Annotated in this window: 24 protein-coding genes; 14 read left to right on the forward strand and 10 right to left on the reverse strand. The window is 74.5% G+C overall.

What is annotated here, in order from left to right; all coding sequences use genetic code 11:
* Window positions 1–202: 202 nt before the first annotated feature.
* Window positions 203–907, reverse strand: a complete 705-nt coding sequence (locus DLJ47_RS35760) for an MmpS family transport accessory protein (protein WP_158289824.1) — start codon at window positions 905–907, stop codon at window positions 203–205.
* Window positions 908–1,138: 231 nt separating this feature from the next.
* Here DLJ47_RS35760 and glmS point away from each other — a divergent pair, with 231 nt between their 5' ends.
* Window positions 1,139–3,052, forward strand: coding sequence for a glutamine--fructose-6-phosphate transaminase (isomerizing) (gene glmS / locus DLJ47_RS15755; protein WP_109900758.1), 1,914 nt, complete (start codon window positions 1,139–1,141; stop codon window positions 3,050–3,052).
* Window positions 3,053–3,306: 254 nt separating this feature from the next.
* Here glmS and DLJ47_RS15760 read toward each other — a convergent pair whose 3' ends face one another.
* Both DLJ47_RS15760 and DLJ47_RS15765 read right to left on the reverse strand, forming a co-directional pair.
* On the reverse strand, window positions 3,307–4,896 hold the full coding sequence (locus DLJ47_RS15760) for an alpha/beta hydrolase (RefSeq protein ID WP_109900759.1): 1,590 nt from the start codon (window positions 4,894–4,896) through the stop codon (window positions 3,307–3,309).
* A gap of 86 nt (window positions 4,897–4,982) precedes the next feature.
* A complete protein-coding gene (locus tag DLJ47_RS15765; RefSeq protein ID WP_146228100.1) occupies window positions 4,983–5,306 on the reverse strand; it encodes a hypothetical protein in 324 nt (107 codons plus the stop codon).
* Window positions 5,307–5,454: 148 nt separating this feature from the next.
* Between DLJ47_RS15765 and DLJ47_RS15770 the strand changes: the two genes are divergently transcribed.
* The 6 genes from DLJ47_RS15770 (at window position 5,455) to ung (ending at window position 10,917) form a co-directional block, all read left to right on the forward strand.
* Window positions 5,455–5,823, forward strand: a complete 369-nt coding sequence (locus tag DLJ47_RS15770) for a holo-ACP synthase (RefSeq protein WP_088991934.1) — start codon at window positions 5,455–5,457, stop codon at window positions 5,821–5,823.
* Window positions 5,824–5,863: 40 nt separating this feature from the next.
* The gene (locus DLJ47_RS15775; RefSeq protein ID WP_109900761.1) at window positions 5,864–7,333 is read left to right on the forward strand and encodes an NAD(P)H-hydrate dehydratase; all 1,470 of its coding nucleotides are present in this window, start codon (window positions 5,864–5,866) and stop codon (window positions 7,331–7,333) included.
* Window positions 7,334–7,390: 57 nt separating this feature from the next.
* Entirely contained in the window at window positions 7,391–8,509 is a 1,119-nt protein-coding gene (gene alr / locus DLJ47_RS15780) for an alanine racemase (RefSeq protein WP_088991936.1), read from the forward strand.
* Between the two features lie 76 nt (window positions 8,510–8,585).
* Window positions 8,586–9,659 carry an alpha/beta fold hydrolase gene (locus DLJ47_RS15785; RefSeq protein ID WP_233257850.1) on the forward strand — a complete coding sequence of 358 codons (1,074 nt, stop codon included), beginning with the start codon at window positions 8,586–8,588 and terminating at the stop codon, window positions 9,657–9,659.
* Between the two features lie 13 nt (window positions 9,660–9,672).
* Window positions 9,673–10,155 carry a tRNA (adenosine(37)-N6)-threonylcarbamoyltransferase complex ATPase subunit type 1 TsaE gene (tsaE, locus tag DLJ47_RS15790; protein WP_109900763.1) on the forward strand — a complete coding sequence of 161 codons (483 nt, stop codon included), beginning with the start codon at window positions 9,673–9,675 and terminating at the stop codon, window positions 10,153–10,155.
* Window positions 10,156–10,215: 60 nt separating this feature from the next.
* Window positions 10,216–10,917: a uracil-DNA glycosylase gene (gene ung / locus DLJ47_RS15795; protein WP_109900764.1), complete on the forward strand. Its 702-nt coding sequence runs from the start codon at window positions 10,216–10,218 to the stop codon at window positions 10,915–10,917.
* 59 nt (window positions 10,918–10,976) lie between these two features.
* On the opposite strand, the gene DLJ47_RS15800 is transcribed toward ung, so the two are convergent.
* On the reverse strand, window positions 10,977–11,693 hold the full coding sequence (locus tag DLJ47_RS15800) for a helix-turn-helix domain-containing protein (protein WP_109900777.1): 717 nt from the start codon (window positions 11,691–11,693) through the stop codon (window positions 10,977–10,979).
* 170 nt (window positions 11,694–11,863) lie between these two features.
* Here DLJ47_RS15800 and tsaB point away from each other — a divergent pair, with 170 nt between their 5' ends.
* From tsaB to DLJ47_RS15835, 7 genes are all read left to right on the forward strand, one after another.
* Window positions 11,864–12,541, forward strand: a complete 678-nt coding sequence (tsaB, locus tag DLJ47_RS15805) for a tRNA (adenosine(37)-N6)-threonylcarbamoyltransferase complex dimerization subunit type 1 TsaB (RefSeq protein WP_109900765.1) — start codon at window positions 11,864–11,866, stop codon at window positions 12,539–12,541.
* Window positions 12,538–13,017 (forward strand): ribosomal protein S18-alanine N-acetyltransferase, encoded by a 480-nt coding sequence (gene rimI, locus DLJ47_RS15810; protein WP_109900766.1) that lies wholly within the window; start codon window positions 12,538–12,540, stop codon window positions 13,015–13,017. The genes tsaB and rimI overlap by 4 nt, the downstream gene beginning before the upstream one ends.
* Complete coding sequence (tsaD, locus tag DLJ47_RS15815) at window positions 13,010–14,056, forward strand: tRNA (adenosine(37)-N6)-threonylcarbamoyltransferase complex transferase subunit TsaD (RefSeq protein ID WP_109900767.1); 1,047 nt, start codon at window positions 13,010–13,012, stop codon at window positions 14,054–14,056. Before rimI ends, tsaD begins: the two co-directional genes overlap by 8 nt.
* An 11-nt stretch (window positions 14,057–14,067) precedes the next feature.
* The gene (locus tag DLJ47_RS15820) at window positions 14,068–14,322 is read left to right on the forward strand and encodes a hypothetical protein (protein WP_109900778.1); all 255 of its coding nucleotides are present in this window, start codon (window positions 14,068–14,070) and stop codon (window positions 14,320–14,322) included.
* Between the two features lie 58 nt (window positions 14,323–14,380).
* A complete protein-coding gene (locus DLJ47_RS15825) occupies window positions 14,381–16,081 on the forward strand; it encodes an ABC transporter transmembrane domain-containing protein (RefSeq protein ID WP_109900768.1) in 1,701 nt (566 codons plus the stop codon).
* A complete protein-coding gene (locus DLJ47_RS15830) occupies window positions 16,081–17,850 on the forward strand; it encodes an ABC transporter ATP-binding protein (RefSeq protein ID WP_109900769.1) in 1,770 nt (589 codons plus the stop codon). The genes DLJ47_RS15825 and DLJ47_RS15830 overlap by 1 nt, the downstream gene beginning before the upstream one ends.
* 170 nt (window positions 17,851–18,020) lie before the next feature.
* Complete coding sequence (locus tag DLJ47_RS15835; RefSeq protein ID WP_109900770.1) at window positions 18,021–19,598, forward strand: Na+/H+ antiporter; 1,578 nt, start codon at window positions 18,021–18,023, stop codon at window positions 19,596–19,598.
* 12 nt (window positions 19,599–19,610) lie between these two features.
* Here DLJ47_RS15835 and DLJ47_RS15840 read toward each other — a convergent pair whose 3' ends face one another.
* The 6 genes from DLJ47_RS15840 to DLJ47_RS15865 form a co-directional block, all read right to left on the reverse strand.
* Window positions 19,611–20,348 carry a DUF4142 domain-containing protein gene (locus DLJ47_RS15840; RefSeq protein WP_109900771.1) on the reverse strand — a complete coding sequence of 246 codons (738 nt, stop codon included), beginning with the start codon at window positions 20,346–20,348 and terminating at the stop codon, window positions 19,611–19,613.
* A 123-nt stretch (window positions 20,349–20,471) separates the two neighbouring features.
* Window positions 20,472–20,768 (reverse strand): DUF1707 SHOCT-like domain-containing protein, encoded by a 297-nt coding sequence (locus DLJ47_RS15845; RefSeq protein ID WP_109900772.1) that lies wholly within the window; start codon window positions 20,766–20,768, stop codon window positions 20,472–20,474.
* 157 nt (window positions 20,769–20,925) lie between these two features.
* Complete coding sequence (locus DLJ47_RS15850; RefSeq protein WP_109900773.1) at window positions 20,926–22,107, reverse strand: ROK family transcriptional regulator; 1,182 nt, start codon at window positions 22,105–22,107, stop codon at window positions 20,926–20,928.
* 28 nt (window positions 22,108–22,135) lie between these two features.
* A complete protein-coding gene (locus DLJ47_RS15855) occupies window positions 22,136–23,395 on the reverse strand; it encodes a sugar ABC transporter permease (protein WP_109900774.1) in 1,260 nt (419 codons plus the stop codon).
* Window positions 23,392–24,210 (reverse strand): ATP-binding cassette domain-containing protein, encoded by an 819-nt coding sequence (locus DLJ47_RS15860; RefSeq protein ID WP_109900775.1) that lies wholly within the window; start codon window positions 24,208–24,210, stop codon window positions 23,392–23,394. Before DLJ47_RS15860 ends, DLJ47_RS15855 begins: the two co-directional genes overlap by 4 nt.
* Before the next feature lie 116 nt (window positions 24,211–24,326).
* Window positions 24,327–25,424, reverse strand: a complete 1,098-nt coding sequence (locus DLJ47_RS15865) for a sugar ABC transporter substrate-binding protein (RefSeq protein ID WP_109900776.1) — start codon at window positions 25,422–25,424, stop codon at window positions 24,327–24,329.
* Window positions 25,425–25,686 lie beyond the last annotated feature (262 nt).

Raw genomic sequence — 25,686 nt, forward strand, 5'->3', positions numbered from 1 at the left:
GTGGGCGGGTGGGGGCGTCCGCGACGCCGGTGACGGCGTACCGGCGCTGCGGGCCGGCGGCTCAATGTACGCGGACGGCCGCCGCGCTGGGCAGCACCGGGACGCGCTGACCCGGGTGAGAGACCGCTCCCGCCCGCGCGCAGCGCGCGAACCCGGCGTCCGGGACCGCCGCCGGCCTACGGCTGGCCCGGCCGGGGAACCCCTACGCCGCGCCGAAGCAGCTGGCCCGCCACGCGCCGGGGCCGGCCGTCTCGGTCGCCGCCGGGCTGCCGTCCACGGTGACCGAACAGGAGACCGACCAGCGCGCGTCGTCGGGCTTGCTGGCCTGCACCATCACCAGGTCGAGCCGGTCGGTACGGACGCTGGTGCGCCACGGCAGCCGCACCGCGTCCAGCCAGATCGGCGCGCCGTTGGCGTCGTGGTAGAGGATGTCGGCCGCGCCCCGCCCGGTCACCTCGTAGACCACCCGGATCCGGCCCGGTCCCTGCGACGGGGTGGCCGCCGGGCTGGCCGAGGGGCTCGGTGACGCGGAGACGCCCGGCCGCGGCAGGTCGCCGGCCTCGGTGCCCAACTCCCCGATCGTCGACTCGGCCCGCGGCCGGTCGTCGGGGCGGAGCAGCTCGTAGCCACCGAACCCCAGCCCGGCGGCGAGGACGAGCACGCCGGCCAGCACGGCGGCCAGCGGCCCGCGCCGGGGCCGGCGAGGGCCCGCGGAACCGCCGCCACCGGCCTCGGCGGCAGTGGGTCGCGGAGCCGGCGGATCGGCGTACAGCGGGGTGGCGGGGATCCACGGGTCCGGCTGCGCCGGATGTCCCGGGTCGGGCCGCGGGTCGAGGGGCGCCCAGGGGCGCGGGTCGGCCGCCGGGGACTGGGTCGGTGGATCGGTGGGCGGGGTCGTCTCGGACACGGTCGCTCCAGGTGCCGGGTCAGGTGCACCGGCGCGCCTACGGGGAACGCCGGCCCGGGGGAGCCTGTCGTACCGCCGTCGGGGTCCGCAACCCGGCCCCCGCGTCGGCCCACCCGGCTCGGGCTGTTTGTCCGGTTGATCCCCATTCTCGACCTGATCGCTCAAGTTCAGTGATCGTTTACCCGGCTTTCGAGCACACCTGGTGAGCGATACTGGGTTAGGCTGCCACCCATGTGTGGAATCGTGGGTTACGCCGGCTCGCGCCCGGCGCTGGGCATCGTGCTGGACGGACTGCGGCGGCTGGAGTACCGCGGTTACGACTCGGCGGGGGTGGCCGTCGTCTGTGACGGTGAGCTGCTGACCGAGAAGAAGGCCGGCAAGCTGGCCAACCTGGAGAAGGTCCTGTCCGAGCGGGCCGCCGACGATCCGACGTCCTGCGCGGCCAGCCCGATCGGCATCGGCGACGGCACCACCGCCATCGGCCACACCCGCTGGGCCACCCACGGCGGTCCCACCGACCGCAACGCCCACCCCCACCTGGCCCCCGACGGCCGGGTCGCGGTCATCCACAACGGCATCATCGAGAACTTCGCGAAGCTCCGCGCCGAGCTGGAGGCCGACGGCGTCCAGTTCGCCAGCGACACCGACACCGAGTGCGCGGCGCACCTGCTCTCCGCCGCCCTGGCCGACCTGCGCGCCGCCGGCCACCCGGACGGGCCGCAGCTGCTCGCCGCCGGCATGCGGGTGGTCTGCCAGCGGCTGGAAGGGGCGTTCACCCTGCTCGCCGTCGACGCCGGGGTCCCCGGGGCGGTGGTCGGCGCCCGGCGCAACTCGCCGCTGGTGGTGGGTCGTGGCGACGGCGAGAACTACCTCGCCAGCGACGTCGCCGCGTTCATCGAGCACACCCGGGACGCGGTGGAGCTGGGCCAGGACCAGATCGTCCTGATCACCGGCGACACCATCGAGATCACCGACTTCGCCGGCCAGCCGGCCAGCGGCAAGGACTTCCACATCGACTGGGACTCCTCGGCCGCCGAGAAGGGTGGCTACGACTGGTTCATGCTCAAGGAGATCGAGGAGCAGCCGCAGGCCATCGCCGACACGCTGCTGGGCCGGCTCACCGAGACCGGCGAGATCGCGCTCGATGAGGTCCGCCTCAGCGACCAGGACCTGCGCGACGTCGACAAGATCTTCATCGTCGCCTGCGGCACCGCGTACCACTCGGGCCTGGTCGCCAAGTACGCCATCGAGCACTGGACCCGGATCCCCTGCGAGGTGGAGCTGGCCAGCGAGTTCCGCTACCGCGACCCGGTCCTCGACCGGTCCACGCTGATCGTGGTGATCTCACAGTCCGGCGAGACCATGGACACCCTGATGGCGCTGCGGCACGCCAAGGAGCAGAAGGCCCGGGTGCTGGCGATCTGCAACACCAACGGCTCCACCATCCCGCGTGAGTCCGACGCGGTCCTCTACACCCACGGCGGGCCGGAGATCGCTGTCGCCTCCACCAAGGCGTTCCTCACCCAGCTGGTCGCCTGCTACCTGATCGGCCTGCACCTGGCCCAGGTCCGCGGGGTCAAGTACGCCGACGAGGTGGCCGCGGTGGTGGCCCAGCTCCAGGAGGTGCCGGGCAAGCTGCGCGAGCTGCTGGACCGGATCGAGCCGGTCCGCGAACTGGCCCGGGAGCTGAAGAGCGAGCCGACCGTGCTCTTCATCGGTCGGCACGTCGGCTACCCGGTGGCGCTGGAGGGCGCGCTCAAGCTCAAGGAGCTGGCGTACATGCACGCCGAGGGCTTCGCGGCGGGCGAGCTGAAGCACGGCCCGATCGCGCTGATCGACAAGGGCACCCCGGTGGTCTGTGTGGTGCCGTCGCCGGCCGGCCGGGGCGTCCTGCACGACAAGGTCGTCTCCAACATCCAGGAGGTACGGGCGCGCGGCGCCCGCACCATCGTGATCGCCGAGGAGGGCGACGAGGCGGTGGTCCGCTACGCCGACCACCTGATCCGCGTGCCGCGCACCCCGACGCTGCTCGCGCCGCTGCTCACCACCGTGCCGTTGCAGGTGCTGGCGGCCGAGATCGCCGCCGCCCGGGGGCATGACGTGGACCAGCCGCGCAACCTGGCCAAGTCCGTCACCGTCGAGTAGCCGCCGCACCGGCACATCCGGCCCCGGTCCGTCGCGTCGCCGGCGACCGGGACCGGCCCGTGCGCGGATCGGCTACGGGTCGGTCGGCTACGGGTCGGTCGGCTACGGGCCGGCCCGTGTGCGGGCCGGCTCGGCCCATCGGCGGCCCATCGGCGGCCCATCGGCGGGCCGGTCGGCTGCGGTCGCCGCGCCCGGATGACGGCCCGTTCCGGGGCCGCCCTGGCGGTCGGCTGTGCCCGGCGGCGGTCGGTGGCTCACCGGCCCAGGACGATCCGGGCCATGCCGTCGAGCGCGGGGTTGTCGGCCGCCCAGTAGCCGGTGTGGCCGTGCCGGCCGCTGGGGAACGTCCGCGCGCCGAAGCCCGGGTCGGTGGGGTCGCGCCCGAACCACAGCTCGTGACCGCCGGCCACTCCCGCCGTCGCGCCGAGCGGTGACGCGCCCAGCACCGCCCGCCGGGCCAGCTCGTCCGGCGGGCGGGCGAGCCGGATCACGTCGTCCGCCGCGGTGCTCGCCCAGACCTGGCCGGCGGGCAGGCCCAGCTCGGCGGCGTGCGTCACGCCGACCCCGGGCGAGCCGACGAAGACCAACGCGTCCGCGGCCAGCCCGTGTTCCCGCGCGGCGTTGCCCACCACCAGCGAGCCGTAGCTGTGCCCCAGCACGGTCTGCCGGGCCGGTGGCCCCTCATGGGTCGCCCGCAGCCCCTCCTGGAACCGGTGCAGCGCCGGCCCGGCGTCCCGGGCCTGCCCCGGCCAGACGGCCTCGTGCAGGAAATCGGGGGCGTCGTAGTCCAGCCACAACACCGCCGCGGTCTCCGCGCCCGGGTCGAGGGCGGCGCAGCGGGCCAGCACCCGGCCCGCCCGGCCCAACTCGCCCGGGGCGTCGTCGAGGCCGGCGGTCATCCCCGGCACGTACGTCAGCACCCGGCTCGACCGGTCCGGGTTGCCCAGCGCGACCACCGCCCGGCCCTCACCACCCGGCTCCAGCCCGAGCAGATACGCCCGGGGCGCACCGGGCGCCACCAGCCGGGCCTCGAGCGCGTCCAGCCCGGACAGCGCCGCCCCGACCCGGAGCAGCCCGGCCACCTCGGCCGGCCCGCGCGGCACCCGGCCGAGCAGCCGCGACCGTTCGGCGAGCAGATCGTCGCGCCGGGCCCCGAGCAGCAGCCGGTTGGCCTGGTCGCGGGCCGCGACCGGCACCCCGTCGAGGCGGCCGACCAACCCCGGTTCGTGCGCCACCAGCCACCGGCGCTGGGCCGGGGTGAGCCCCGCCCACCAGACACGGACCAGGGCCGGGTCACCACCCGGCGCGGGCCGGCCCGGGGGCGGGGCGTCCACCCAGCCGGTCCCGGCGGCGGTGGACAGCTCGTCCAGCCGCGTCCTGGCCTCGCGGTCGGCCGCCCCGGCGAGGTCGAGGGCGTCGCGGATCGCCGCGCCGACCCGGGCGGCCGCCGGCCCGGCCCGTTCGGTCGCCGGACCGGCCGGGTCGGCGCGGACCCGACCGTGCCGGTCGACCAGCACCCCGGAGCCGTCGGCCAGCGCCACGGCGGCGGCCAGCCGGGCCTTCGCCGTGGCCAGTCGGGCGGCGAACTCGGCGAGCACCTGATCGGCCTCGATCAGAGCCGGTCGCAGCGCGGTCAGTTCGGCCCGCAACCGGACCAGCCGGGTGTCGGCCGCCCCGGCGGCCCCGCCCGACCAGCCGTCCCGTAACCCGGCGGCGGCACCGCCCAACGCACCGGACCGCCGGTCGGCCAGCCCGGTGAGCCCGGCCCAGGCGGCGCCGGCGGCCCGCCAGGCAGCCGGGTCGGCCGCCCACAGCTGGGCGTAGCTGACGCCGGCGGTGGCCACCGGTCGCCCCGCCGGGCCGGTCCCGCCCGGTGCCGGCCGCCCGGCGGGCCTGACGGCACCCGCCGGACGAGCCGTCCCCGGCCCGGTCACCGGGGCAGGGCGGCGAGCCGGGCGGCCGCCCGGTCGTCCGCCGCCTGGTACGACTCGACCGCCACCGTGACCGCCTCGCCGGTCGCCGCCACCCGCGCGCCGAGCCGGCCGCACCAGCCGTGCACCGCCGATTCGAGCCCGGCCAGCGCGGCGCCGGCCGCCCAGCCCGGTGCCGGCACCACCAGACCGGGCACCCCGGCCAGCCCGTGCGCCAGCCGGTAGCCCTCGTCGGCGAGCCGCCCCGCGGCCCGTCGCAACACCTCCGGTCGGACGTTGATCGTCTCGTCGCTCATCCGGCCCCCGCCTCGCCGCTGGAACATCGACGCACCCGACGCTAGGTGCCGGCGGCAGCGCGTCGGGTGCCCTGTGGACAACGGCCCCGGGCCGCCCGCCGCGGTTGTCCACAGGCGTTGCCGGAGACGACGTCGGCGGCTAATCTGCGGCCCGCCACGCCGGTAGGGTGGGTTCGTGATCGTGGCTGTCGGCATCGACGTCGTGCTGGTCGACCGGTTCGCCCGGGCCCTCGCACGCACGCCGTTGCTCGCCGACCGGCTCTTCACCGAGGCGGAGCGGTACACCCGCTCGGGCAACCCGCGCTCGCCCGAGTCGCTGGCCGCCCGGTTCGCCGCGAAGGAGGCGGTGGCCAAGGCGCTCGGCGCGCCGGCCGGGCTGAGCTGGCACGACTGCGAGATCGTGCCGGATCCGGACGGCCGCCCCTGGCTGACCGTCTCCGGCACCGTCGCCGCGGCGGCCACCGAGCGCGGAGTCAGCCGCTGGCACCTCTCGCTGTCCCACGACGGCGGGATCGCCTCGGCCATGGTGGTCGCGGAACGGTGATCGGGGGGCGTGCCGCGCCGGCACGCCGGGACGGAGTGGCATGAGACCGGTGTGGCGGGTCGCGGACGTTCGGGCGGCGGAGGCGGGACTGATGGCCACCCTGCCGTCCGGGACGCTGATGCAGCGCGCCGCCGCCGGGCTGGCCCGCCGCTGCGCGTTGCTGCTCGCCGACCGGGGCGGGGTGTACGCCGCCCGGGTGCTGCTGCTGGTCGGCTCCGGGGACAACGGCGGCGACACCCTCTACGCGGGCGCGCGGCTGGCCCGGCGTGGCGCGGCGGTGTCCGCGCTGCTGCTGAACCCGGGCCGGGCGCACGCCGGCGGGCTGGCCGCGTTCCGGGCCGCCGGTGGCCGGCTGGTGGACCGGCCGCCCGCCGTGGTCGACCTGGTGCTGGACGGGATCGTCGGGATCGGCGCCAGCGGTGGGCTCCGGGAGACCGCCGACCAGTTGGCGGCCAGCCTGGTGCGGCACTGCGGGCGCGACGGCGACCGGGCCACCGTGGTCGCGGTGGACGTGCCGAGCGGGGTGGCGGTGGACAGCGGCCACGTTCCGCTGGCCGCCTCCGGCCGGCCGAACGCGGTCCGCGCCGACGTCACGGTGACCTTCGGCGCGCTGAAGCCGGCCCTGGTGGTCGGCCCGGCCGCCCCGCTCGCCGGTCAGGTGGAGCTGGTCGACATCGGGCTGGCGCCGTGGTTGCGCGGCACGCCGGCGCTGCGGGTCACCGAGTGGTCGGACGTGGTCGACTGGTGGCCCCGGTTGGGCGCGGCGTCGGAGAAGTACAGCCGGGGCGTGGTGGGGGTGGCCACCGGCTCGGCGACGTACCCGGGCGCCGCCGTGCTCTCGGTCGGCGGCGCGCTGGCTGGCCCGACCGGCATGGTCCGCTACGCCGGTGGCGCCCGGGCGGACGTGCTGCACCAGCACCCCTCGGTGATCGCCACCGGCCGGGTCGCCGACGCCGGCCGGGTGCAGGCCTGGGTCTGCGGCTCCGGGTTGGGCACCGGTGAGGAGGCGGCCGGCGAGCTGCGGGCCGTGCTGGCCGCCCCGGTGCCGGTGGTGCTCGACGCGGACGCGCTCACCCTGCTGGTCGACGGCTCACTCGCCGACCAGTTGCGCAAGCGGGACGCCCCGATCGTGGTCACCCCGCACGACCGCGAGTTCACCCGGCTCTGCGGGGAGAGCCCGGGCACCGACCGGGTCGCCGCCACGCTGCGACTGGCCGCCTGGATGAACGCGGTGGTGCTGCTCAAGGGGGACCGCACGGTGATCGGCACGCCGGACGGGCGGGCGTACGTCAACCCGACCGGCACTCCGGCGCTGGCCACCGGGGGCACCGGGGACGTGCTGGCCGGGCTGCTCGGCTCGCTGCTCGCGGCCGGGGTGCCGGCGGCCCGGGCGGCCGCCATGGCCGCGTACCTGCACGGGCTGGCCGGCCGGGAGGCGGCCCGGGGTGGCCCGGTGACCGCGCCCGACGTGGCGGACGCGCTACGCCCGGTGCTGGCCCGGCTCGGCTGAGCGGCGGGCTCGGCCGGCCTCGGCCGACGTGATCGGCCCGGAAAGTAGGCTGGGCCCATGTGGCAGGCCGAGATGCGCGTCGACCTCGACGCGATCCGCGAGAACGTGAGCCAGCTCCGCGCCGGCACCGGTGCCGAGCTGATGGCGGTGGTCAAGGCCGACGGGTACGGCCACGGCATGGTCCCGGCCGCGCGGGCGGCGCTCGACGGGGGTGCCGACTGGCTGGGCGTCTGCACCCTGGACGAGGCGCTGGGTCTGCGGGCGGCCGGCATCACCGCCCCGGTGCTGGCCTGGTTGCTCGCCCCGGGGCTCCCGCTGCACCAGGGGGTCACCGCCGGTATCGACCTGGGCGCGGCGAGCCTGCCCCAGCTCGACGAGATGATCGAGGCGAGCCGGCTGGCCGGGCGTCCGGCCCGGCTGCACCTCAAGATCGACACCGGGCTGTCCCGGGGCGGTGCGACCGTCGCCGACTGGCCGGCGCTGCTCGACGCCGCCGCCAAGGCCCAGGCGGACGGGCTGGTCGAGGTGGTCGGGGTGTGGAGCCACTTCGTCTACGCCGACATGCCCGGTCATCCGACCACCGACCGGCAGCTCGCCGTCTTCCACGAGGGGCTGGCCATGGTCGAGCAGGCCGGGCTGCGTCCCCGCTACCGGCACCTGGCCAACTCCGCGGCCACGCTGACCCGGCCGGACACCCACTTCGACCTGGTCCGGCCCGGGCTGGCCGTCTACGGCCTCTCCCCGGTGGCCGGCGAGACCTACGGGCTGCGGCCGGCGATGACCGCCCGGGCCCGGGTGATGCTCACCAAGCGGGTCGCGGCCGGCTCCGGTGTCTCGTACGGCCACACCTACACCACCGAACGGGAGGCCAACCTGGCAGTGGTGCCGCTCGGCTACGCCGACGGGGTGCCGCGGCACGCCTCCAACAGTGGCCCGGTGCAGCTCGGCGGCAAGCGCCGGACGATCTCCGGTCGGGTCTGCATGGACCAGTTCGTGCTCGACTGCGGTGACGACCCGGTGGCCGCCGGCGACGTGGTCACGCTGTTCGGCAGCGGCGCCGACGGCGAGCCCACCGCCGACGACTGGGCCGAGGCGGTCGGCACCATCAACTACGAGATCGTCACCCGGTTCGGTGGCAGCCGGGTGCCCCGGGTCTACGACGGCGAGCGTCCGTGAGCGCGAGGAGTGAGCCGGGTTTGCGAGCCCCGCAGTCGCGAACCAGGGTGGCGCCGTGAGCGGTCAGAAACACCGCATCCCGCGCCCGCGTACCGCGACGGGTAAGGTCGCCGGCCTGGTGGGGGCTGCGGTCGGGGTGGCCGCCGCCGGGCTCGCCGCCGGCGTCGCCACCGAGCGCGCGCTGGTCCGCCGGCTCAAGGCCGACCCCACCGACCGGTACGCCCACGAGGTCTTCGGCGAGCAGCGGTACGACGAGTCGTTCCGGCTGGAGATGCCGGACGGCACCGACATCCACGTCGAGGTGGTCGAGCCGACCCGGCCGGTGACCGGCAACCCGACGGTGGTGCTGGTGCACGGCTTCTGCCTGGACATGGGCACCTTCCACTTCCAGCGCAAGCTGCTCGCCGAGCGGGGCGAGCACCGGGTGGTCGCGTACGACCAGCCCGGCCACGGCCGCTCGGGCCGGCTGGAGACCGGCGAGTACGACCTCACCGCGCTCGGCCGCACGCTGCGCGCGGTGATCGACCGGACCGCACCGGAGGGGCCGCTGGTGCTGGTCGGCCACTCGATGGGCGGGATGACCATCATGGCCTTCGCCGAGTTGTTTCCGGAGATGTTCGGCCACCGGGTGGTCGGCACCGTGCTGATGGCCACCTCGGGCGGTCTGCTCGCCGAGACCAAGCTGGTGGCGCCGGCGCTGCTCGGCCGGGTCGGCGCGCCGGTGCTCTACATGGTCGGCAACGTCACCCGCTACGGCGGCAGCGTGATCGACCGGGCCCGCAAGTCCACCACCAACGTCGCCTGGCTGCTCACCCGCCGGTACGGCTTCGGCACCCGGAACCCGAGTCCGGCCCTGGTCTCGTACGTGGAGCTGATGAACTCCCGTACCTCGGCGGACACGGTGACCCGCTACCTGCGCACGCTGGCCACCCATTCGCGGTTCCCGGCGCTGGCCGCGCTGGCCGACACACCGGTGCTGGTGGTGGTCGGCGACAAGGACATGATCACCCCGGTGACCCACTCGGAGGAGATCGTGCGGCGGCTGCCGCACGCCGAGTTCGTCAAGATCAACGACAGTGGGCACGTGGTGATGCTGGAGCACGCCGACGAGGTCAACGCCGCGCTGGCGCGCTTCCTCGAATCGTTGTGAGCATGGAGGAACCGTGACCCACGTGGTCAAGCTGCCCACCGCCGCCGACACCCACGAGTTCGGTCGCCGGCTCGCCGGCCTGCTGCGCGCCGGCGACCTGGTGCTGCTCACCGGTCCGCTGGGCGCCGGCAAGACCGCGCTGACCCAGGGCATCGGCGCCGGGCTGGGGGTACGCGGGGACATCACCTCGCCGACCTTCGTGATCGCCCGGGTGCACCAGCCCGACCGGGCCCGGGGTGGCCGGGTGGCGCTGGTGCACGCCGACGCGTACCGGCTGGGCGAGGCGGCCGACCCGCGGGCCGAGATCGACGACCTCGACCTGGACGCCTCGGTGGAGGAGTCGGTGACCGTGGTCGAGTGGGGCGAGGGGATGGTCGAGCAGCTGGTCGACGCCCACCTGCGGGTACGCATCGACCGGCGGGACGACGACACCCGGGTGGTGGAGCTGGAGCCGGTCGGCGGCGACTGGGCACAGCGCCTGGCCGGCCTGGGCTGAGCGCTGTCGTACCCGCTGCCTAGAGTTCGGCTGACCGATTCGACCGGCGAAAGGTTGCCGATGCCCGACGACGCCCCCACCCTCGACCTGCTGGCGCTGCTGCCGGCGGACTGGCGGGCCGTGCTCACCCCGCACCTCGACCCGGCCCGCACCGCCGCGCTGGCCGGCTTCGTCGCCCGCGAGTACGCGACCGCGACGGTCTACCCGCCGGTCGAGGACCTCTTCTCCGCCTACCGGCTCTGCCCGCCCGACGGCTGCCGGGTGCTGATCCTCGGGCAGGACCCGTACCACCGGGCCGGGCAGGCGCACGGGCTGAGCTTCAGCGTCCGTGAGGGGGTGACGGTGCCGCCGTCGCTGCGCAACGTCTTCAAGGAGCTGGGGGAGGACCTCGGCGTGCCCAAGCCGCGCAGCGGCAACCTCGACGGCTGGGCCGCCCAGGGCGTGCTGCTGCTCAACTCGGTGCTGACCGTCCGGCAGGGCGCGCCGGGCTCGCACGCGAACTCCGGCTGGGAGGAGTTCACCGACGCCACCATCCGGGCCCTGGACGCGCTGGACACCCGGGTGGTCTTCCTGCTCTGGGGCGGCTACGCGCGCAAGAAGGCCGCCCTGGTCACCAACCCCCGGCACGTCGTGCTGGAGGCCGGCCACCCCAGCCCGATGAACCCCCGGGGCTTCCTCGGCAGCCGCCCGTTCAGCGCGGCCAACAAGGCGCTGGCCGACGCCGGCCTGCCCACCATCGACTGGGAGCGCTCGGCCGGCTGACGGCTGGGTAGTCCCGCGGGCTCGGCCGGCTGGGCCCCGTTGGCTCGGCCCGTGCCGGGTCAGTGGGTCCGGTCGGTGGCGGCGGAGTGTGCGCGGGTCCGGTAGCGGTGCAGCAGCCCGGCCGCGCCCGGGTCGGTCAGCTCCACGGCGACCAGCGGCACCACCCGGTAGCCGCGGTCGCCGTGCCGCACCTCGACGGTCTCGGGCAGCTCGTCGCACATCACGGCCCGCAGCTCGCCGTACCGGGTCAGCCACCGGTGGGCGCCGGGTTCCTCGGGCTCCACCGGCACCCCGCCGAACTCGCCCCACCGGTCGTGCCAGCGCTGCCCGTAGGCGGCCCTCAGCCAGGCGGTGAACCGGGCCGAGTCGCGCCAGCGGACCGCGATCTCCACGGCGTCGACCGGCACCGGCGCACCCTGAAGCGCCGCGGCGGTGGCACCCGTGAGCACCTGCGGCAGGTCGCCGAGGCGGTCCAGGATCCGGTCCAGCCCCAGGTCGCCGATCCGCTCGGCCAGCGGCCGGGCGGCCAGCTCGGCCATCCGCGCATCGAGCTGCGCGTCGAGCGGCTCCACCGTGACCGCCAACTGGAGGTCCATTGCCGCGAAGAGCCGGTCGACCAGCGGAAGGCGGGGTAGGCGGTCGCCCCGCTCGATGCGGGCCACCGCGCCCTGAGTGGTGCCGGCCAACTCGGCGAGCTTCTGCTGGGTCAGATACCGCGTCTCACGTTCCCGGCGCAATGCGGTGGCGATCTGGTTCGCGAGGTGACTCTCCGACACCACCAGATGATGACTTCTCGATGTGGCTCTCATTCCGTTCCGTCATATTCATGCCAGAGCGGAATGACGCGCGATGGCGACGTACCTCCCAGCCGGCTCCTTGAGCTACGCGGCGAGAGCGGGGCGGGCGTGCGTCGGGGGTGGGGACGGGGCGGCTAGGCTGGCATACCGTGCTCGTACTCGTGGTGGACAGCTCCACCCCCGCGGTGACCGCGGCCCTGTTGGAGGTCTCGGCCGGCGGGGTCGCGCTCCGCGCGCAGCGGAGCACCGTCGACGCCCGCGCGCACGGCGAACTGCTCGCCCCGCAGGTCGACGCGGTCCTCGCCGACGCCGGCGCCCGTCCGGGCGACCTGGCGGCGATCGTCGCCGGCCTCGGTCCCGGCCCGTTCACCGGGCTGCGCGTCGGGCTGGTCACCGCCGCCACGATGGGCCAGGTGCTCGGCATCCCCACGTACGGCGTCTGCTCGCTGGACGCGATCGGCCACCCGGCGGCCGCCGGCGAGCCGGTGCTGGCCGCCAGCGACGCGCGGCGCAAGGAGATCTACTGGGCGGTCTACGACGGCGCCGGCCAGCGGCTGGTCGGGCCGGAGGTCTCCGCCCCGGCGGTCGCCGCCGAGCGGGCCCGAGGGCTGGCGGTCACCCTGGCGGTCGGCGACGGCGCCCACCGGTACGCCGACGCGCTCGGCCTGCCGCTCCGGGCGGAGCCGCGTTACCCGGATCCCGCGTCGCTCGCCGCCCTGGCCGCCGAGCGGATCCGGGCTGGCGCCCCCGGCGAGCGGCTCACCCCGCTCTACCTGCGCCGCCCGGACGCCGTGGCGGCGACCGCGCGCAAGCCGGTCCTGCCGTGAGTGTGGCCCACCTGGAGCCGTTCCGCTGGTGGCACATCGACGAGGTGCTGCCGATCGAGGCGGACCTGTTCGGCCCCGAGCAGTGGTCGGCGGCGATGTTCTGGAACGAACTGGCCAACGGGCACTTCTACCGGGTGGCCCGCGACGACGACGGCGCGCTGCTCGGCTACGCCGGGCTCACCGTCGCGCTGCCGGACGAGGCCTGGGTGCAGAACATCGCCGTCCGCCGGGACGCCCAGCGTCGCGGCATCGGCCGGCTGCTGCTGGAGGCGCTGCTCGCCGAGGCCGCCCGGCTCGGCGCCCGCAGCACCCTGCTGGAGGTCGCGGCGGACAACGCCCCGGCCCAGCGGCTCTACGCCGCGTACGGCTTCGAACCGATCGGCGTACGACGCGGCTACTACCAACCGAGCAACACCGACGCGCTGGTCATGCAGCGCGTCGCGGCGGCGACCGGAGATGGGACCGACCGTGGCTGACGAACCACTGATCCTCGGCATCGAGACCTCCTGCGACGAAACCGGGGTCGGCATCGTGCGCGGGCACACGCTGCTCGCCGACGCGCTCGCCTCCAGCGTCGAGCAGCACGCCCGGTTCGGCGGCGTGGTGCCCGAGGTGGCCAGTCGGGCCCACCTGGAGGCCATCGTGCCGACCATGGACCGGGCGCTGGCCGAGGCCGGGGTGACCCTCGCCGACATCGACGCCATCGCGGTGACCTCCGGCCCGGGTCTGGCCGGTGCCCTGCTGGTCGGGGTGGCCGCGGCCAAGGGGTACGCGCTCGCCGCCGAGAAGCCCGTCTACGGGGTCAACCACCTCGCCGCGCACGTGGCGGTGGACACCCTGGAGCACGGCCCGCTGCCCGAACCGGCGATCGCCCTGCTGGTCTCCGGCGGCCACTCGTCCCTGCTCCGGGTCGACGACCTGACCCGCGGCGTCACCCCGCTCGGCGCCACCATCGACGACGCCGCCGGTGAGGCGTTCGACAAGGTCGCCCGCCTGCTCGGGCTGCCGTTCCCCGGCGGCCCGCCGATCGACCGGGAGGCGCGCGCCGGCGACCCGGCGGCGATCGCCTTCCCGCGCGGCCTGACCGCCGCCAAGGACCTCGCCGCCCACCGCTACGACTTCTCCTTCTCCGGCCTGAAGACGGCGGTGGCCCGCTGGGTGGAGGCACGGCAGCGGGCCGGCGAACCGGTGCCGGTCGCCGACGTCGCCGCCTCCTTCCAGGAGGCGGTCTGCGACGTGCTGACCGCCAAGGCGATCGACGCCTGCCGGGCGGACGGCATCGACACGCTGGTGATCGGCGGCGGCGTGGCGGCCAACTCGCGACTGCGGGCGATGGCCGAGCACCGCGCCGCCAAGCACGGCATCCGGGTCCGGGCGCCCCGGCCGAAGCTCTGCACCGACAACGGCGCGATGGTGGCCGCGCTCGGCGCGCACCTGGTCGCGGCGGGCGTCGCGCCCAGCCGGCTGGACCTGCCCGCCGACTCGGCCATGCCGCTCACCACGGTCAGCGTGTGACGGGGGTCGACGTGATCGTCCGGATGTGGGAGGCGCGCGCCGAGCCGTACGGGGTGGCCGACCTGATCACCTGGGTCTGCGACACCGCGCTGCCGGAGTTCGACCACGACCCGCTGCACCTGTCCAGCGAGGTGTTCTCCTCCACCGACCACCGGGTGGTGGTCGTCTCCAAGTGGCGGGGCAACCCGCGCGCGCTGCCCGATCCGCCGCCGACGCTGCTCGCCCGGCCCCCGCACTCGTGGGACTTCACGCAGGTCGACCGCTGACCGCCGGCCGGTAATTGGTTCGCGGGGCGGGCGGCCGGACGTCTAGCGTCGAGGGGCTATGCGCTCCTTACCGGCCGGTGATCCCGGCGTACCCGACTCGCGGTCGGCGACCCGCTACCTGGTGTGGCTGGCGCTGCGGCACAAGGCCGTGTTCAGCGCCGGCATCGCCCTCGGCGTGCTCTGGATGGTCGCCCAGGCGCTGATGCCCGCCGCCGTCGGCCGGGCCGTGGACGGGCTCACCCGCCGCGACGAGGGCGCCCTGGTCACCTGGGGGCTGGTCCTGCTCGGCCTGGGCGTGCTCCAGGCGGTCGCCGGGATCCTGCGGCACCGGTGCGCGGTGTTCAACTGGCTCGCCGCCGCGTACCGGACGGTGCAGCTGACCGTGCAGACCGCCAACCGGCTCGGCGCCGCCCTGCCCCGCCGGGTGGCCGCCGGCGAGGTGGTGAGCATCGGCACCGCCGACATCAGCCACATCGGCCACGCGATCGACATCACCGCCCGGGGCACCGGCGCGGTGGTCGCCATCGTCACCGTCGCGGTGATCCTGCTCGGCGCCTCGGTGCCGCTCGGCCTGGTCGTGGTGCTCGGCGTACCACTGCTGATGGCGGTGGTCGGCCTGCTCATCCGGCCGCTGCACCGGCAGCAACAGGCGTACCGGGACTCCGAGGGGGCGCTGACCACCCGGGCCGGTGACATCGTCTCCGGGCTGCGGGTGCTGCGCGGCGTCGGTGGCGAGCCGGTGCTGTCCGCCCGCTACCGGGCGCAGTCGCAGGCGCTGCGCGCCGACGGCGTACGGGTGGCCCGGGTCGAGTCGCTGCTGGAGGCGGCACAGGTGCTGCTCCCCGGCGCCTTCCTGGTGCTGGTCACCTGGCTCGGCGCCCGGTTCGCGCTGCGCGGCGAGATCAGCGCCGGCCAGCTGGTCGCCTTCTACGGCTACACCGCGTTCCTGGTCAGCCCGCTGCGGCAGCTCACCGAGGCGGTGGACAAGCTGACCCGCGGCCACGTCGCCGCCCGGCGGGTGATCCGGCTGCTCCGGCTCACCCCGGAACTGGCCGAACCGGCGCGGCCGGCGCGCCTGCCCGACGGTCCGGGGGAGCTGGTGGACGTCGAGTCCGGGGTGACGCTGCGCCCCGGCCGGTTCACCGCGCTCGCCGCGACCGCGCCCGAGGAGGCGGCGGCGATCGTGGACCGGCTCGGCCGGTACGTCGACGGGGAGGCGACCCTGCACGGCGTACCGCTGCGGGACCTGCCGCTGGCCACGGTGCGTGAGCGGATCATGGTGGCCGACAACGACGCGCACCTGTTCACCGGGTCGCTCCGGGCGGAGCTTGACCCGCACGACACGGCCGACGACGCGACGATCACGGCGGCGCTGGCCGCGGCGAGCGCGACGGACATCGTCGACGCGCTGCCCGACGGGCTGGACAGCGCGGTCGCCGAGCGGGGCCGGGAGTTCTCCGGCGGGCAGCAGCAGCGGCTGCGGCTGGCCCGGGCGCTGGTCGCCGACCCGGAGACGCTCCTGCTGGTCGAGCCGACCAGCGCGGTCGACGCGCACACCGAGGCGCGGATCGCCGACCGGCTCGCCGTCGCCCGCGCCGGCCGGACCACCCTGGTCTGCACCACCAGCCCGCTGGTGCTCGGCCGGGCCGAACACGTGATCTTCGTGGAGGACGGCAAGGCGGTGGCCGAGGGGACGCACGCCGAGCTGCTCGACGGCGAACCGCGCTACCGCGCCACGGTGAGCCGGGAGGAGGACTGATGGGCACCGCACTGCCGGTCGCCGATGCGGCGCAGGTGCGCCGGTACGCGCGCGGCCTGGTCCGCCGGCACCCGCGCGCGCTCGCCGCGGCGCTGGCCCTGCACGCGCTGGCCGCCGCGGCGGGCCTGGTCGCGCCGCGGCTGCTCGGCGACCTGGTCGAGGGGATCTCCCGGGGCACCACCGGCACCACGGTGGACCGGATCGCCCTGCTCATCGCCGGGTTCGTGGTGGTGCAGTCGGTGCTGGTGCGCTTCGCCCACCTGGCCTCCGCCCGGCTCGGCGAGCGGGTGCTGGCCGAGCTGCGCGAGGAGTTCGTCGACCGGATGCTGGCCCTGCCGCTGGCCACCGTCGAGCGGGCCGGCACCGGCGACCTGCTCACCCGTACCTCCCGGGACGTCTCGGCGCTGTCCCGCACGGTCCGCTTCGCGGTGCCGGAGACGCTCATCGCGATCGTCACCGCCGGCTTCATCATCGGCGCGCTGGTGCTGGTCGGCCCGCTGCTCGCGCTGCCGTGCCTGATCGCGGTGCCGGTGCTCTGGGCCGGCACCCGCTGGTACCTGCGCCGCGCGCCGCAGGGCTACCTGCGGGAGAACGCCGCCTACTCCGACATCACCGACGGGATCAGTGAGACCGTCGAGGGGTCGCGGACCACCGAGGCGCTGCGGCAGCAGGCTCGCCGCCGGGCCCGCATCGACGCCGACATCCGCCGGTCGTACGCGGCCGAGCGGTACACCCTCTGGCTGCGCACCATCTTCTTCCCGGTCGCCGAGATCGGGTACGTGGTGCCGGTGGCCGCCACCCTGCTCATCGGTGGCTGGTTCTACCTGGAGGGCTGGGTCAGCCTCGGGCAGGTCACCGCCGCCACCCTCTACGTGCAGCAGCTCGTGGACCCGGTCGACCGGCTGCTCTCCTGGCTGGACGAGTTCCAGGTCGGCGGCGCCTCGATGGCCCGGCTGCTCGGCGTGGCCGGCGACCCGCCCGCCACCCCGGCCAGCGCGTCCGCCGACTCGCCGGGCGACGCGGGGCCGGACGCGGACCGGCGGCTCGCCGCCCGCGACGTCCGGTACGCCTACCGGCCCGGCCGGGACGTGCTGCACGGGGTGACCCTGGTGCCGGAGCCGGGCGAGAAGCTGGCCATGGTGGGCCCGTCGGGCGCCGGCAAGTCCACCCTGGGGCGGCTGCTCGCCGGGGTGCACGCGCCCCGCTCCGGCTCGGTGACGGTGGCCGGCCGGCGGCTGGACGAACTGCCCCTGGACGAGCTGCGTTCGCACGTCGCGCTGGTCACCCAGGAGCACCACGTCTTCATCGGCACGCTCCGGGAGAACGTGGCGATGGTCCGCCCGGGCGCCGACCAGGCGGCGGTGGAGTCGGCGCTGGCCGCCGTCGACGCGCTGGACTGGGCGCGGGCGCTGCCGGACGGGTTGGACACCGTGGTCGGCGCGGGTGGGCACCCGCTATCGCCGGCCCAGGCACAGCAGCTGGCGCTGGCCCGGCTGGTGCTGGCCGACCCGCACACCCTGGTGCTCGACGAGGCCACCTCGCTGATCGACCCCCGGGCCGCCCGGCACCTGGAGCGTTCGCTGGCCGCCGTGCTGGCCGGCCGGACGGTGATCGCCATCGCGCACCGGCTCTTCTCGGCGCACGACGCGGACCGGGTGGCGGTGGTCGAGGACGGCCGGATCACCGAGCTCGGCCCGCACGACGAGCTGGTCGCGGCCGGTGGCCCGTACGCCGCCCTCTGGCGCTCCTGGCACGGCGACCGGCCCTGACCGGCCCGCGCCGCACGCTGTCCGGCCCGGGCCGGGTCTGATCGCACTCGGCCCGGCCCGGCCCGGCCCGTCCGGCCGGCCGGACGCCGGACCGGACCGGCCCGCGCCAATTCGGAGGAACGGCGGTGCGCCGCCGGTCCGCCGTACCACCATGTGTGCGGGGGTGGGGCGTGGAGGCGCTGGTACTGATCGTGGTGCTGGGCACCACCGTGCTGATCGGCACGACCCTCGGCGGCCGGTACAGCGTGGCGCCGCCGGTCCTGCTGATCACCATGGGCGCGCTGCTCGCGCTGCTGCCCCCGCTGTCCCACGTGGTGCTCGACCCCGAGGTGGTGTTGCTGCTCTTCCTGCCGGCGATCCTCTACCGGGAGAGCATCACCACCAGCCTGCGGGAGATCCGGGCCAACCTGGTGCCGATCACGTTGCTCGCGGTGGGGCTGGTGATCGTAACCATGGTGGCGGTGACGATCTTCGTGGAGCGGTTCGGCATCGAACCGGCAGCGGCCTGGGTGCTCGGCGCGGTGCTCGCGCCGACCGACGCGGCTGCGGTCGCCGGGCTGGCCAAGCGGATGCCGCGCCGGATCCTCACCACCCTGCACGCGGAGAGCCTGATCAACGACGGCACCGCGCTGGTGCTCTTCTCGGTCGCCGCGGGCCTGGTCGCCGGCGGCGTCGAGCCGGGCCTGTTCGCGCTGACGGAGCGGTTCCTGGTCGCGTCGGTCGGCGGCGTCGCCGCCGGTTTCGTGGTCGGTCTGGTGGTCATCCTGATCCGGAAGCGGCTCGACGACCCGTTGCGCGAGGGCGGGCTGAGCGTGCTCACCCCGTTCACCGCCTTCTTCCTCGCCGAGGAGATCCACGCCAGCGGCGTCCTGGCGGTGGTGGTGGCGGGGCTGATGCTCGCCTACGCCAGCCCGCGGGTGATCCGGGCCCGCTCCCGGATCATGGCGTTCGACTTCTGGGACCTGTCCACGTTCCTGATCAACGGCAGCCTCTTCATCCTGCTCGGGATGCAGATTCCGCGCGCCCTGCGCAGCCTCACCAGCACCTCCGCCGCGCAGGCGCTGACCATCGCGGTGGGGGTGACCGGCGTGGTCATCGCGATCCGGCTGCTCTACGTCCACCTCACCACGGCCCTGATCCAGGCGGTCGACCGGCGCAGCTCCCGGCGGGCCATGCGGGTGCCGTGGCGGGTGCGGACCGCGACCGGGTGGGCCGGCTTCCGCGGTGCCGTCTCGCTGGCGGCCGCCCTCGCGGTTCCGGTGACCACCACCGCCGGCACTCCGGTGCACGAACGCGACCTGATCATCTTCACCACGGTGGTGGTGATCGTGCTGATCATGCTGATCCAGGGCACCACGCTGCCGGCCGTGGTCCGCTGGGCGGGCCTGGTCGGCGACGTCCAGCGGGAGGACGAGGTGCGGCTGGCCCGGCGGCGGGCCACCGAGGCCGGCCTGGCGGCGCTGCCCGAGGTGGCCGCCCAGCTCGGCATCGAGCAGGAGGCCGTCGACCGGATGCGCGGGGAGTACCAGAAGCACCTGGACTCGGTCGCCGCCGAGGAGCGGGGCGAGGAGCCGGAGCAGACCCGGGAGCTGGATCGGCAGTTGCGCCTCGCCGTCCTCGACCACAAGCGCCGGGAGGTTACCCGGCTGCGCGACACCAACCAGATCGACGACTTCGTGCTGCGCGAGGTGCAGGCCGTGCTGGACATCGAGGAGATCCGCCTGCTCGGACCGACCCAGAACGAGTAGCCGGCCGGCGGGTCAGGTGCGGCGGAGCATCCGGTAGGTGGCGATCCCGCCGGTGCCCAGCGCGGCGAGGAAGACCAGCCAGACCACGGTGCTGCTGACGCCCATCTGCGGGCCGGTGTTGGCCGAGGCGGCGGCGAGCAGCCCGTCGTTGCCGGGGGCGGGCAGCGCGGCGGGCGGGAGTTCCGGCCACCGCACCAGGCCGGTGCTCTCCAGCATCTGCATGTGGTGCATGACGAACCGGTTGGCGTCCTCGGCGAGCTTGCGCACGATCGGGTCGCGGGTGCTGGCCCGCACCGCCCCGATCACCGGGAAGATCTTGCCGTGCGCGACCCGCAGCCGGGTGACGAAGATCTGGTCGAAGCGCGCGCCGGTGGCGTTCTGCATCTCCTTCAACCAGCCCCGCTGCTCGTCCGTCGGGTCGGTCGGGATGGTCGCGCCCAGCTTGTTGGCCGCCTCCACGGTCAGCCGGTCCAGCTCCTCGTGCTCGGTGGCGATGGCCGCGCCGATCTCCCGGACCTTGGCCGACTGGCCCTTCTCGGCGGCCATCTGCCCGGCTGGCATCTCCCAGAGTCCGGCCAGCCGGACGCCGTTGAGCAGGGCGGCGTCGGCGGCGTTGAGCTGCTGTCCGGCCGGCGCTGCGACGGCCACTCCGGGCAGCACGCCCAGCCCGGCGGCGATCGTGACGAGCAGCACCGCCAACCGACGGGTCCGGTGCACCTGCCGACGGCGGGCGGAACTGAGCGATGCCATGTCTGTGCTGCCTCCTCGGTCCGGCCGGACGACTCCGCCGGGCGACCGCATCCCGCCGGCCGCCCGTCCGCCCACTGGTACGGACTGATCGTCCGATCAGTTCATTCCGACCGGCGGCAGCGGTCAGCGGACGACGGCCAGCACCAGCCCGAGCAGAAGCAGGGTGAGCGCGGCAGCGGCGAAGATCGCCAGCAGTTCCCGCCGGCCGTGCATGCTGGCCGGGTCGGGGGTGGCCGGCGCGGCCGGCGGGGGCAGGTCCCGGGTGAGTGCGGCGAGGTCGCCGAGCGTACGCGCGGTCCAGACGGCGCCGGCCCGGTCGGCGAACTCGTCCAGGGTGAGCCGGCCGGCGGCGGTGTGCCGTTGCAGCTCGGCGACCACCCGGTGCCGGTCGTCGTCGGAGGCGCGCAACTGGACGTCCACGGGGGACAGGCTACGCAGGGCAGCGCGCCGGCGGGTCCGCCGGACAGCCGAGTGTTCCCCGGGCGGTGTCGTCGCCCAGCCCCGGCGTCGCCGATCACCGCCGGGTGGTCGCCGCGCGGCCGGCCCGGGTCGCCGGTGGGCCCCGGTGTTGTCGCCGTCAGCCGGCGTCGAGCGGGTCGGCGAGCAGCCGCTCGAAGGCCAGCTCGGCCGCACCGATCAGGGCGGCGTCCTCGCCCAGCTTGGGGGTGCGCAGCCGGACGTGTTCCAGGCAGGCGGCCAGCCCGTTGGAGTTGAGCCGGCTGCGGACCTGGGCCGCCGCGGCGAGGTAGAGGTCGCGCATGGTGCCGCCGAAGATGACCATCTCCGGGTTGAAGATGTTGACCAGGTTGGCCACCCCGAAGCCGAGCCAGTCGCCGGCTTGGCGGACCGCCGACTGGGCCCGGGCGTCGCCCCGGTCGGCGGCGTCGAAGACGGCCAGCAGCGCGTCCCGCCCCCGGGCGTCCGAGCGGCCGGCGTGGCGCAGCAGCGCGTGCTCGCCGATCTCGGTCTCCCAGCAGCCCCGGGAGCCGCACTCGCAGCGCTCGCCGTCGCGGACCACCTTCATGTGGCCGACCTCACCGCCGTACCCGCCGTGCCCGGTCACCCGCCGGCCGCCGGCGATGATGCCGGCGCCGACGCCGACGTCCCCGTAGAGGTAGATGACGTTGTCGCAGCCGGAAGCCGCGCCCCGGGCGTGCTCGGCGAAGGCCGCCACGTCGGCCACGTTCCCGACGGTGACCGGGACGTCGCAGCCGAGTTCCGCGCTGAGCGCCGCGCCGATCGGCTCGTCCACCCAGCCGGTGGTCGGGCCCAGCCGGACCAGGCCGTCGGCGCGGCGCACCATGCCGCAGACCGCTACCCCGGCGCCGACGCAGATCGACTCGGCCGGCACCCCGTGCTGCATCTCCTTGACCGCCCCGGCGAGCAGCGGCGCGGCCTCCGCGGCGGTCAGGTCGCGGGGCCGGTCCAGCTCCCGGCGGTCGAGCACGGTGCCACCGAGCCCGACCCGCGCGGCCCGCAGCCGGTCCACCTCGATGCTGTACGCGTACGCGTAGACCCGCGCCGACTCGGGCCGGACGACCAGCGACGGTCGTCCGGCCCGGCCGGTCTCCTTCGGCGTCCCCTCGCTGACCAGCCCGGCGCCGGCCAGGTCGGCGGTCAGCGCACCGATGGTGCTGCGGTTCAACCCCAGCGCGGTGGTCAGTTCCGCGCGCGTGGTCGCCCCGTGGACGTGCACGAAGCGCAGCAGCGCACCGAGGTTCTGCCGACGGATCTCGTCCTGGCTCGGCCCTGCGCGCATTACTGTCGCCACGTCGGTACCGCGGGGGTCAGCGGGTGCCGGTCGCCGCGGAACGGCGCCGGGAGAAGGCGTCCACGCTCGCCGCGAGCAGCAGCACCACGCCGGTGACCACGTACTTCACGCCCGAGCTGTACCCCATCAGACCCATCCCGTTGTCGATCACCGCGACCACCGCGCCACCGAGCACGGCGTCCAGCACCCGGCCCTTGCCGCCGAAGAGGCTGGTGCCGCCGATCACCGCGGCGCCCACGGCGTAGAGCAGTACGTTACTGCCACCGGTGTTGGGGTCCACCGAGTTGGCCCGGCTGGCCGCCACGATGCCGCCGACGGCCGCCATCGAGGAGCAGATCATGAAGACCGAGATGCGGATCCGGTCCACGTTGATGCCGGCCCGGCGCGCCGCCTCCTTGTTGCCGCCGACCGCGTAGACGTGCCGGCCGTAGCTGGTGCGCTGGAGCACGAAGGTCCAGAGGACCAGCAGCAGCGCGATGATCGGCACGACGATCGGCACACCCTTGAGCGAGCTGATCAGGACGTTGCGGCTGCGCTCCAGGTTGAGGATGAAGACCGCGACGCCGAGGATCACCGCGAGGCCGCCGATCCGGACGAACACCACGGCGAGCGGATCGGTGACCAGCCCCCGGTTGGCGCGGTTGCGGTGGCGCAGCAGCTGCACCGCCGCGAAGCCGGCGACCGCGACGGCGGCCAGCAGCCAGCCGAGGACGGGGGGCAGGTTGCGGTTGGCGATGGCCACCAGCACGTCGTCCCGTACCGAGATGTTGGTGCCCTCCTCCATGAGCATCAGCACGACGCCCTGGAAGGCGAGGAACCCGGCGAGGGTCACCACGAAGGACGGGATCCCGATCTTGGCGACCAGGAAGCCCAGCGTCGTGCCGATCACCACGCCGGTGACCAGGGCCGCGAGCACCGCGACGTACCAGGGGTAGCCGAGCACGGTCACCACGTTGGCCAGCACGGCGGCGCAGACGCCGCTGGCGAAGCCGGCGGAGAGGTCGATCTCGCCGAGCAGCAGGACGAAGACCAGACCCATGGCGATCAGGGTGACCGCCGCGCCCTGGGTGAACAGGTTGGCGAAGTTGCCGGCGGTGAGGAACGACGGCCGCATGATCGAGAAGACAGTGCAAAGCACGATCAGGCCGAGTACGGCCGGCAGCGCGCCGATGTCGCCCCCGCGTACCCGGCCGGCGTAGTTGCGTACGTGGCTGCCGAGGGTGGGCGTCGGGGTGACCGCCGCCGGGCCTTCCTTCTGCACGACCGTGGTGGTCACTGGACGCCTCCTGTGGTGGTCTGGGTCGGCTCGGCGCCGTGGCCGTTGCTGGCCGCCTCGGCGGGGAGGCCGAGCCCGCCGGAGCGGCCGGCGGTGATCAGCTCCACCACCTGGGCGTGGGTGATGTCGGTGGTCTTCACCTGGGCGACCATCTGGCCGAGGTAGAGCGCGGCGATCCGGTCGGAGACGGCGAAGACGTCGTTCATGTTGTGCGAGATGAGCACGACCGCCAGACCGTTGTCGGCCAGTCGGCGGACCAGTTCGAGCACCTGCGCGGTCTGCGCGACGCCGAGCGCGGCGGTCGGCTCGTCGAGGATGACCAGCCTGCTGTTCCAGAGCACCGCCTTGGCGATGGCCACCGTCTGGCGCTGGCCGCCGGAGAGGCTGGAGACGTGCTGCCGCAACGACTTCACGGTGCGGACGGAGAGCCCGGCCAGCGTCTCCGCGGCGAGCTGCTCCATGGTCGGCTCGTCCAGGACGATGCCGCTGCGCTTCTCCCGGCCGAGGAACATGTTCTGCACGATGTCGAGGTTGTCGCAGAGCGCGAGGTCCTGGTAGACGACCTCGATGCCGAGCGCGGCGGCGTCCCGGGGGCTGTTGATGGTCACCGGCCGGCCGTCGAAGAGGAACTCGCCGGCGTCGGTCTGGTAGATGCCGCTGATGCACTTGACCAGGGTCGACTTGCCGGCGCCGTTGTCGCCGACCAGCGCGGTCACCTCGCCGGGATGGGCGGCGAAGGCGACGTCACGCAGGACCTGGACGGGACCGAAGCTCTTGTCGATCCCGCGTAGCTCCAGCAGTGGTGTTGCGGACACGGGGTGTCTCCTTCGGATGGAGGGGAGATCTCGGAGCCCGTCCGGCGAGTGCCGCCCGGCACGGGGGAGTCCCGTGCCGGGCGGCTCGCCTCGGCGGGTACGACGTGGAGCGTCGGTCAGCTGATGCCGGCGTCGGCGCAGAGCTTGGCGTAGTCGGCCGTGCAGACCTCGTCCTTGGTGACGAAGCCGTCGGCGATCACGTCCTTGACGTTCTCCTTGTAGATCAGCTTCGGGGTGAGCAGCACGGCCGCGACGTCACGGCCGCCCTCCGGGTCCTTGACGGTCTGCCCGGTCTCCTTCTTCTCACCCTTGGCGAGCGCGATGGCCAGGTCCGAGGCGGCCTTCGCCTCCTCCTTGATCGCCTTGTAGACGGTCATGCACTGGTCGCCGGCGAGGATGTTCTGCAGGCCCTGCGGGGTGGCGTCCTGGCCGGTGACCGGGACCTTCCCGTTGAGCTTGTTCTTCTTCAGCACCGAGATGGCCGCGTTGCCCAGCCCGTCGTTGGCGGCGAGCACACCGTCGATCTTGCCGCCGGTCTGGGTCAGCATCTGCTCGAAGATCGTCGCGGCCTGGGCGTTGTCCCAGTCCGGCACGGACTGGTCCGGGCCCTTGGTGTACTCCTTGGCGTCGAACTTCGGCTTGAGGATCGAGTCGTACCCGTTCTTGAACAGGGTGGCGTTGTTGTCGGTCGGCGAGCCGTTGAGGTAGGCCACGACCGGGTTCTTGGCGCCCTTGTCGGTCAGGCACTTGGCCAGACCCTCGCCCTGGAGCTTGCCGACCGCCTCGTTGTCGAAGCTGACGTAGTACTCGGCGGAGCCGCCGAGGGTGAGCCGGTCGTAGTCGATGGTGGCGACGCCCTGCGACTTGGCCTTGTCCAGGACGGCCTTGCCGGTGCCGGAGTCCAGGTTGACGATCATCAGGGCGGTGACGCCGTTGGTGATCATCTGGTCGGCGATGGTCTGGAAGGCGGTCTTGTCGCCCTGGGCGTTCTGGATGTCGTACTGGACGCCGGCGGCCTTGAACGCCTCTTCCAGGAACTTGCGGTCGGCGCCCTCCCAGCGGGCGGAGGACTTGCTGTCCGGGAGGATCACGCCGATCTTCGGGGTCTTGGCGCTGCCGGCCTGGTCACCGCTGCCGGATTCGTCGCCACAGGCGGCCACGCTGCCGACGGTCAGGAGGCCCACGGCGGCGAAGGTGAGGAAGCCCTTGCGCATGTGCAGGGTCCTTTCGAGGTGGGGGTAGGTGTTGTTTTGTTGTGCCCGGCAACGTATTCCGCCCGCCGACCCGACCACAAGGGTGCCGAGGTCATGAGTTTGTTGGCAGCGGTAACAATTCAGCAACGCCCCCGACACCCCGAAGAAAGCGCTCCCACCGCCGCCGCCGTCACGCCGACGTGTTGATCAAGAGGTTTGCGTCATACCCAGCGCGATTTCCGCCCCAAACCTCTTGATCAACCTGCTCGGGGGTGGGTGGGTG

The sequence above is a fragment of the Micromonospora sp. S4605 genome, assembly GCF_003176715.1.
Classification (GTDB): Bacteria; Actinomycetota; Actinomycetes; order Mycobacteriales; family Micromonosporaceae; genus Micromonospora; species Micromonospora echinaurantiaca.

Coding starts and splice junctions, on each gene's coding strand:
- glmS (WP_109900758.1), top strand. CDS start 1,139: ATGTGTGGAATCGTGGGTTACGCCGGCTCGCGCCCGGCGCTGGGCATC.
- DLJ47_RS15765 (WP_146228100.1), bottom strand. CDS start 5,306: ATGTTCCAGCGGCGAGGCGGGGGCCGGATGAGCGACGAGACGATCAAC.
- DLJ47_RS15775 (WP_109900761.1), top strand. CDS start 5,864: ATGAGACCGGTGTGGCGGGTCGCGGACGTTCGGGCGGCGGAGGCGGGA.
- alr (WP_088991936.1), top strand. CDS start 7,391: ATGTGGCAGGCCGAGATGCGCGTCGACCTCGACGCGATCCGCGAGAAC.
- ung (WP_109900764.1), top strand. CDS start 10,216: ATGCCCGACGACGCCCCCACCCTCGACCTGCTGGCGCTGCTGCCGGCG.
- DLJ47_RS15825 (WP_109900768.1), top strand. CDS start 14,381: ATGCGCTCCTTACCGGCCGGTGATCCCGGCGTACCCGACTCGCGGTCG.
- DLJ47_RS15830 (WP_109900769.1), top strand. CDS start 16,081: ATGGGCACCGCACTGCCGGTCGCCGATGCGGCGCAGGTGCGCCGGTAC.
- DLJ47_RS15840 (WP_109900771.1), bottom strand. CDS start 20,348: ATGGCATCGCTCAGTTCCGCCCGCCGTCGGCAGGTGCACCGGACCCGT.
- DLJ47_RS15850 (WP_109900773.1), bottom strand. CDS start 22,107: ATGCGCGCAGGGCCGAGCCAGGACGAGATCCGTCGGCAGAACCTCGGT.
- DLJ47_RS15865 (WP_109900776.1), bottom strand. CDS start 25,424: ATGCGCAAGGGCTTCCTCACCTTCGCCGCCGTGGGCCTCCTGACCGTC.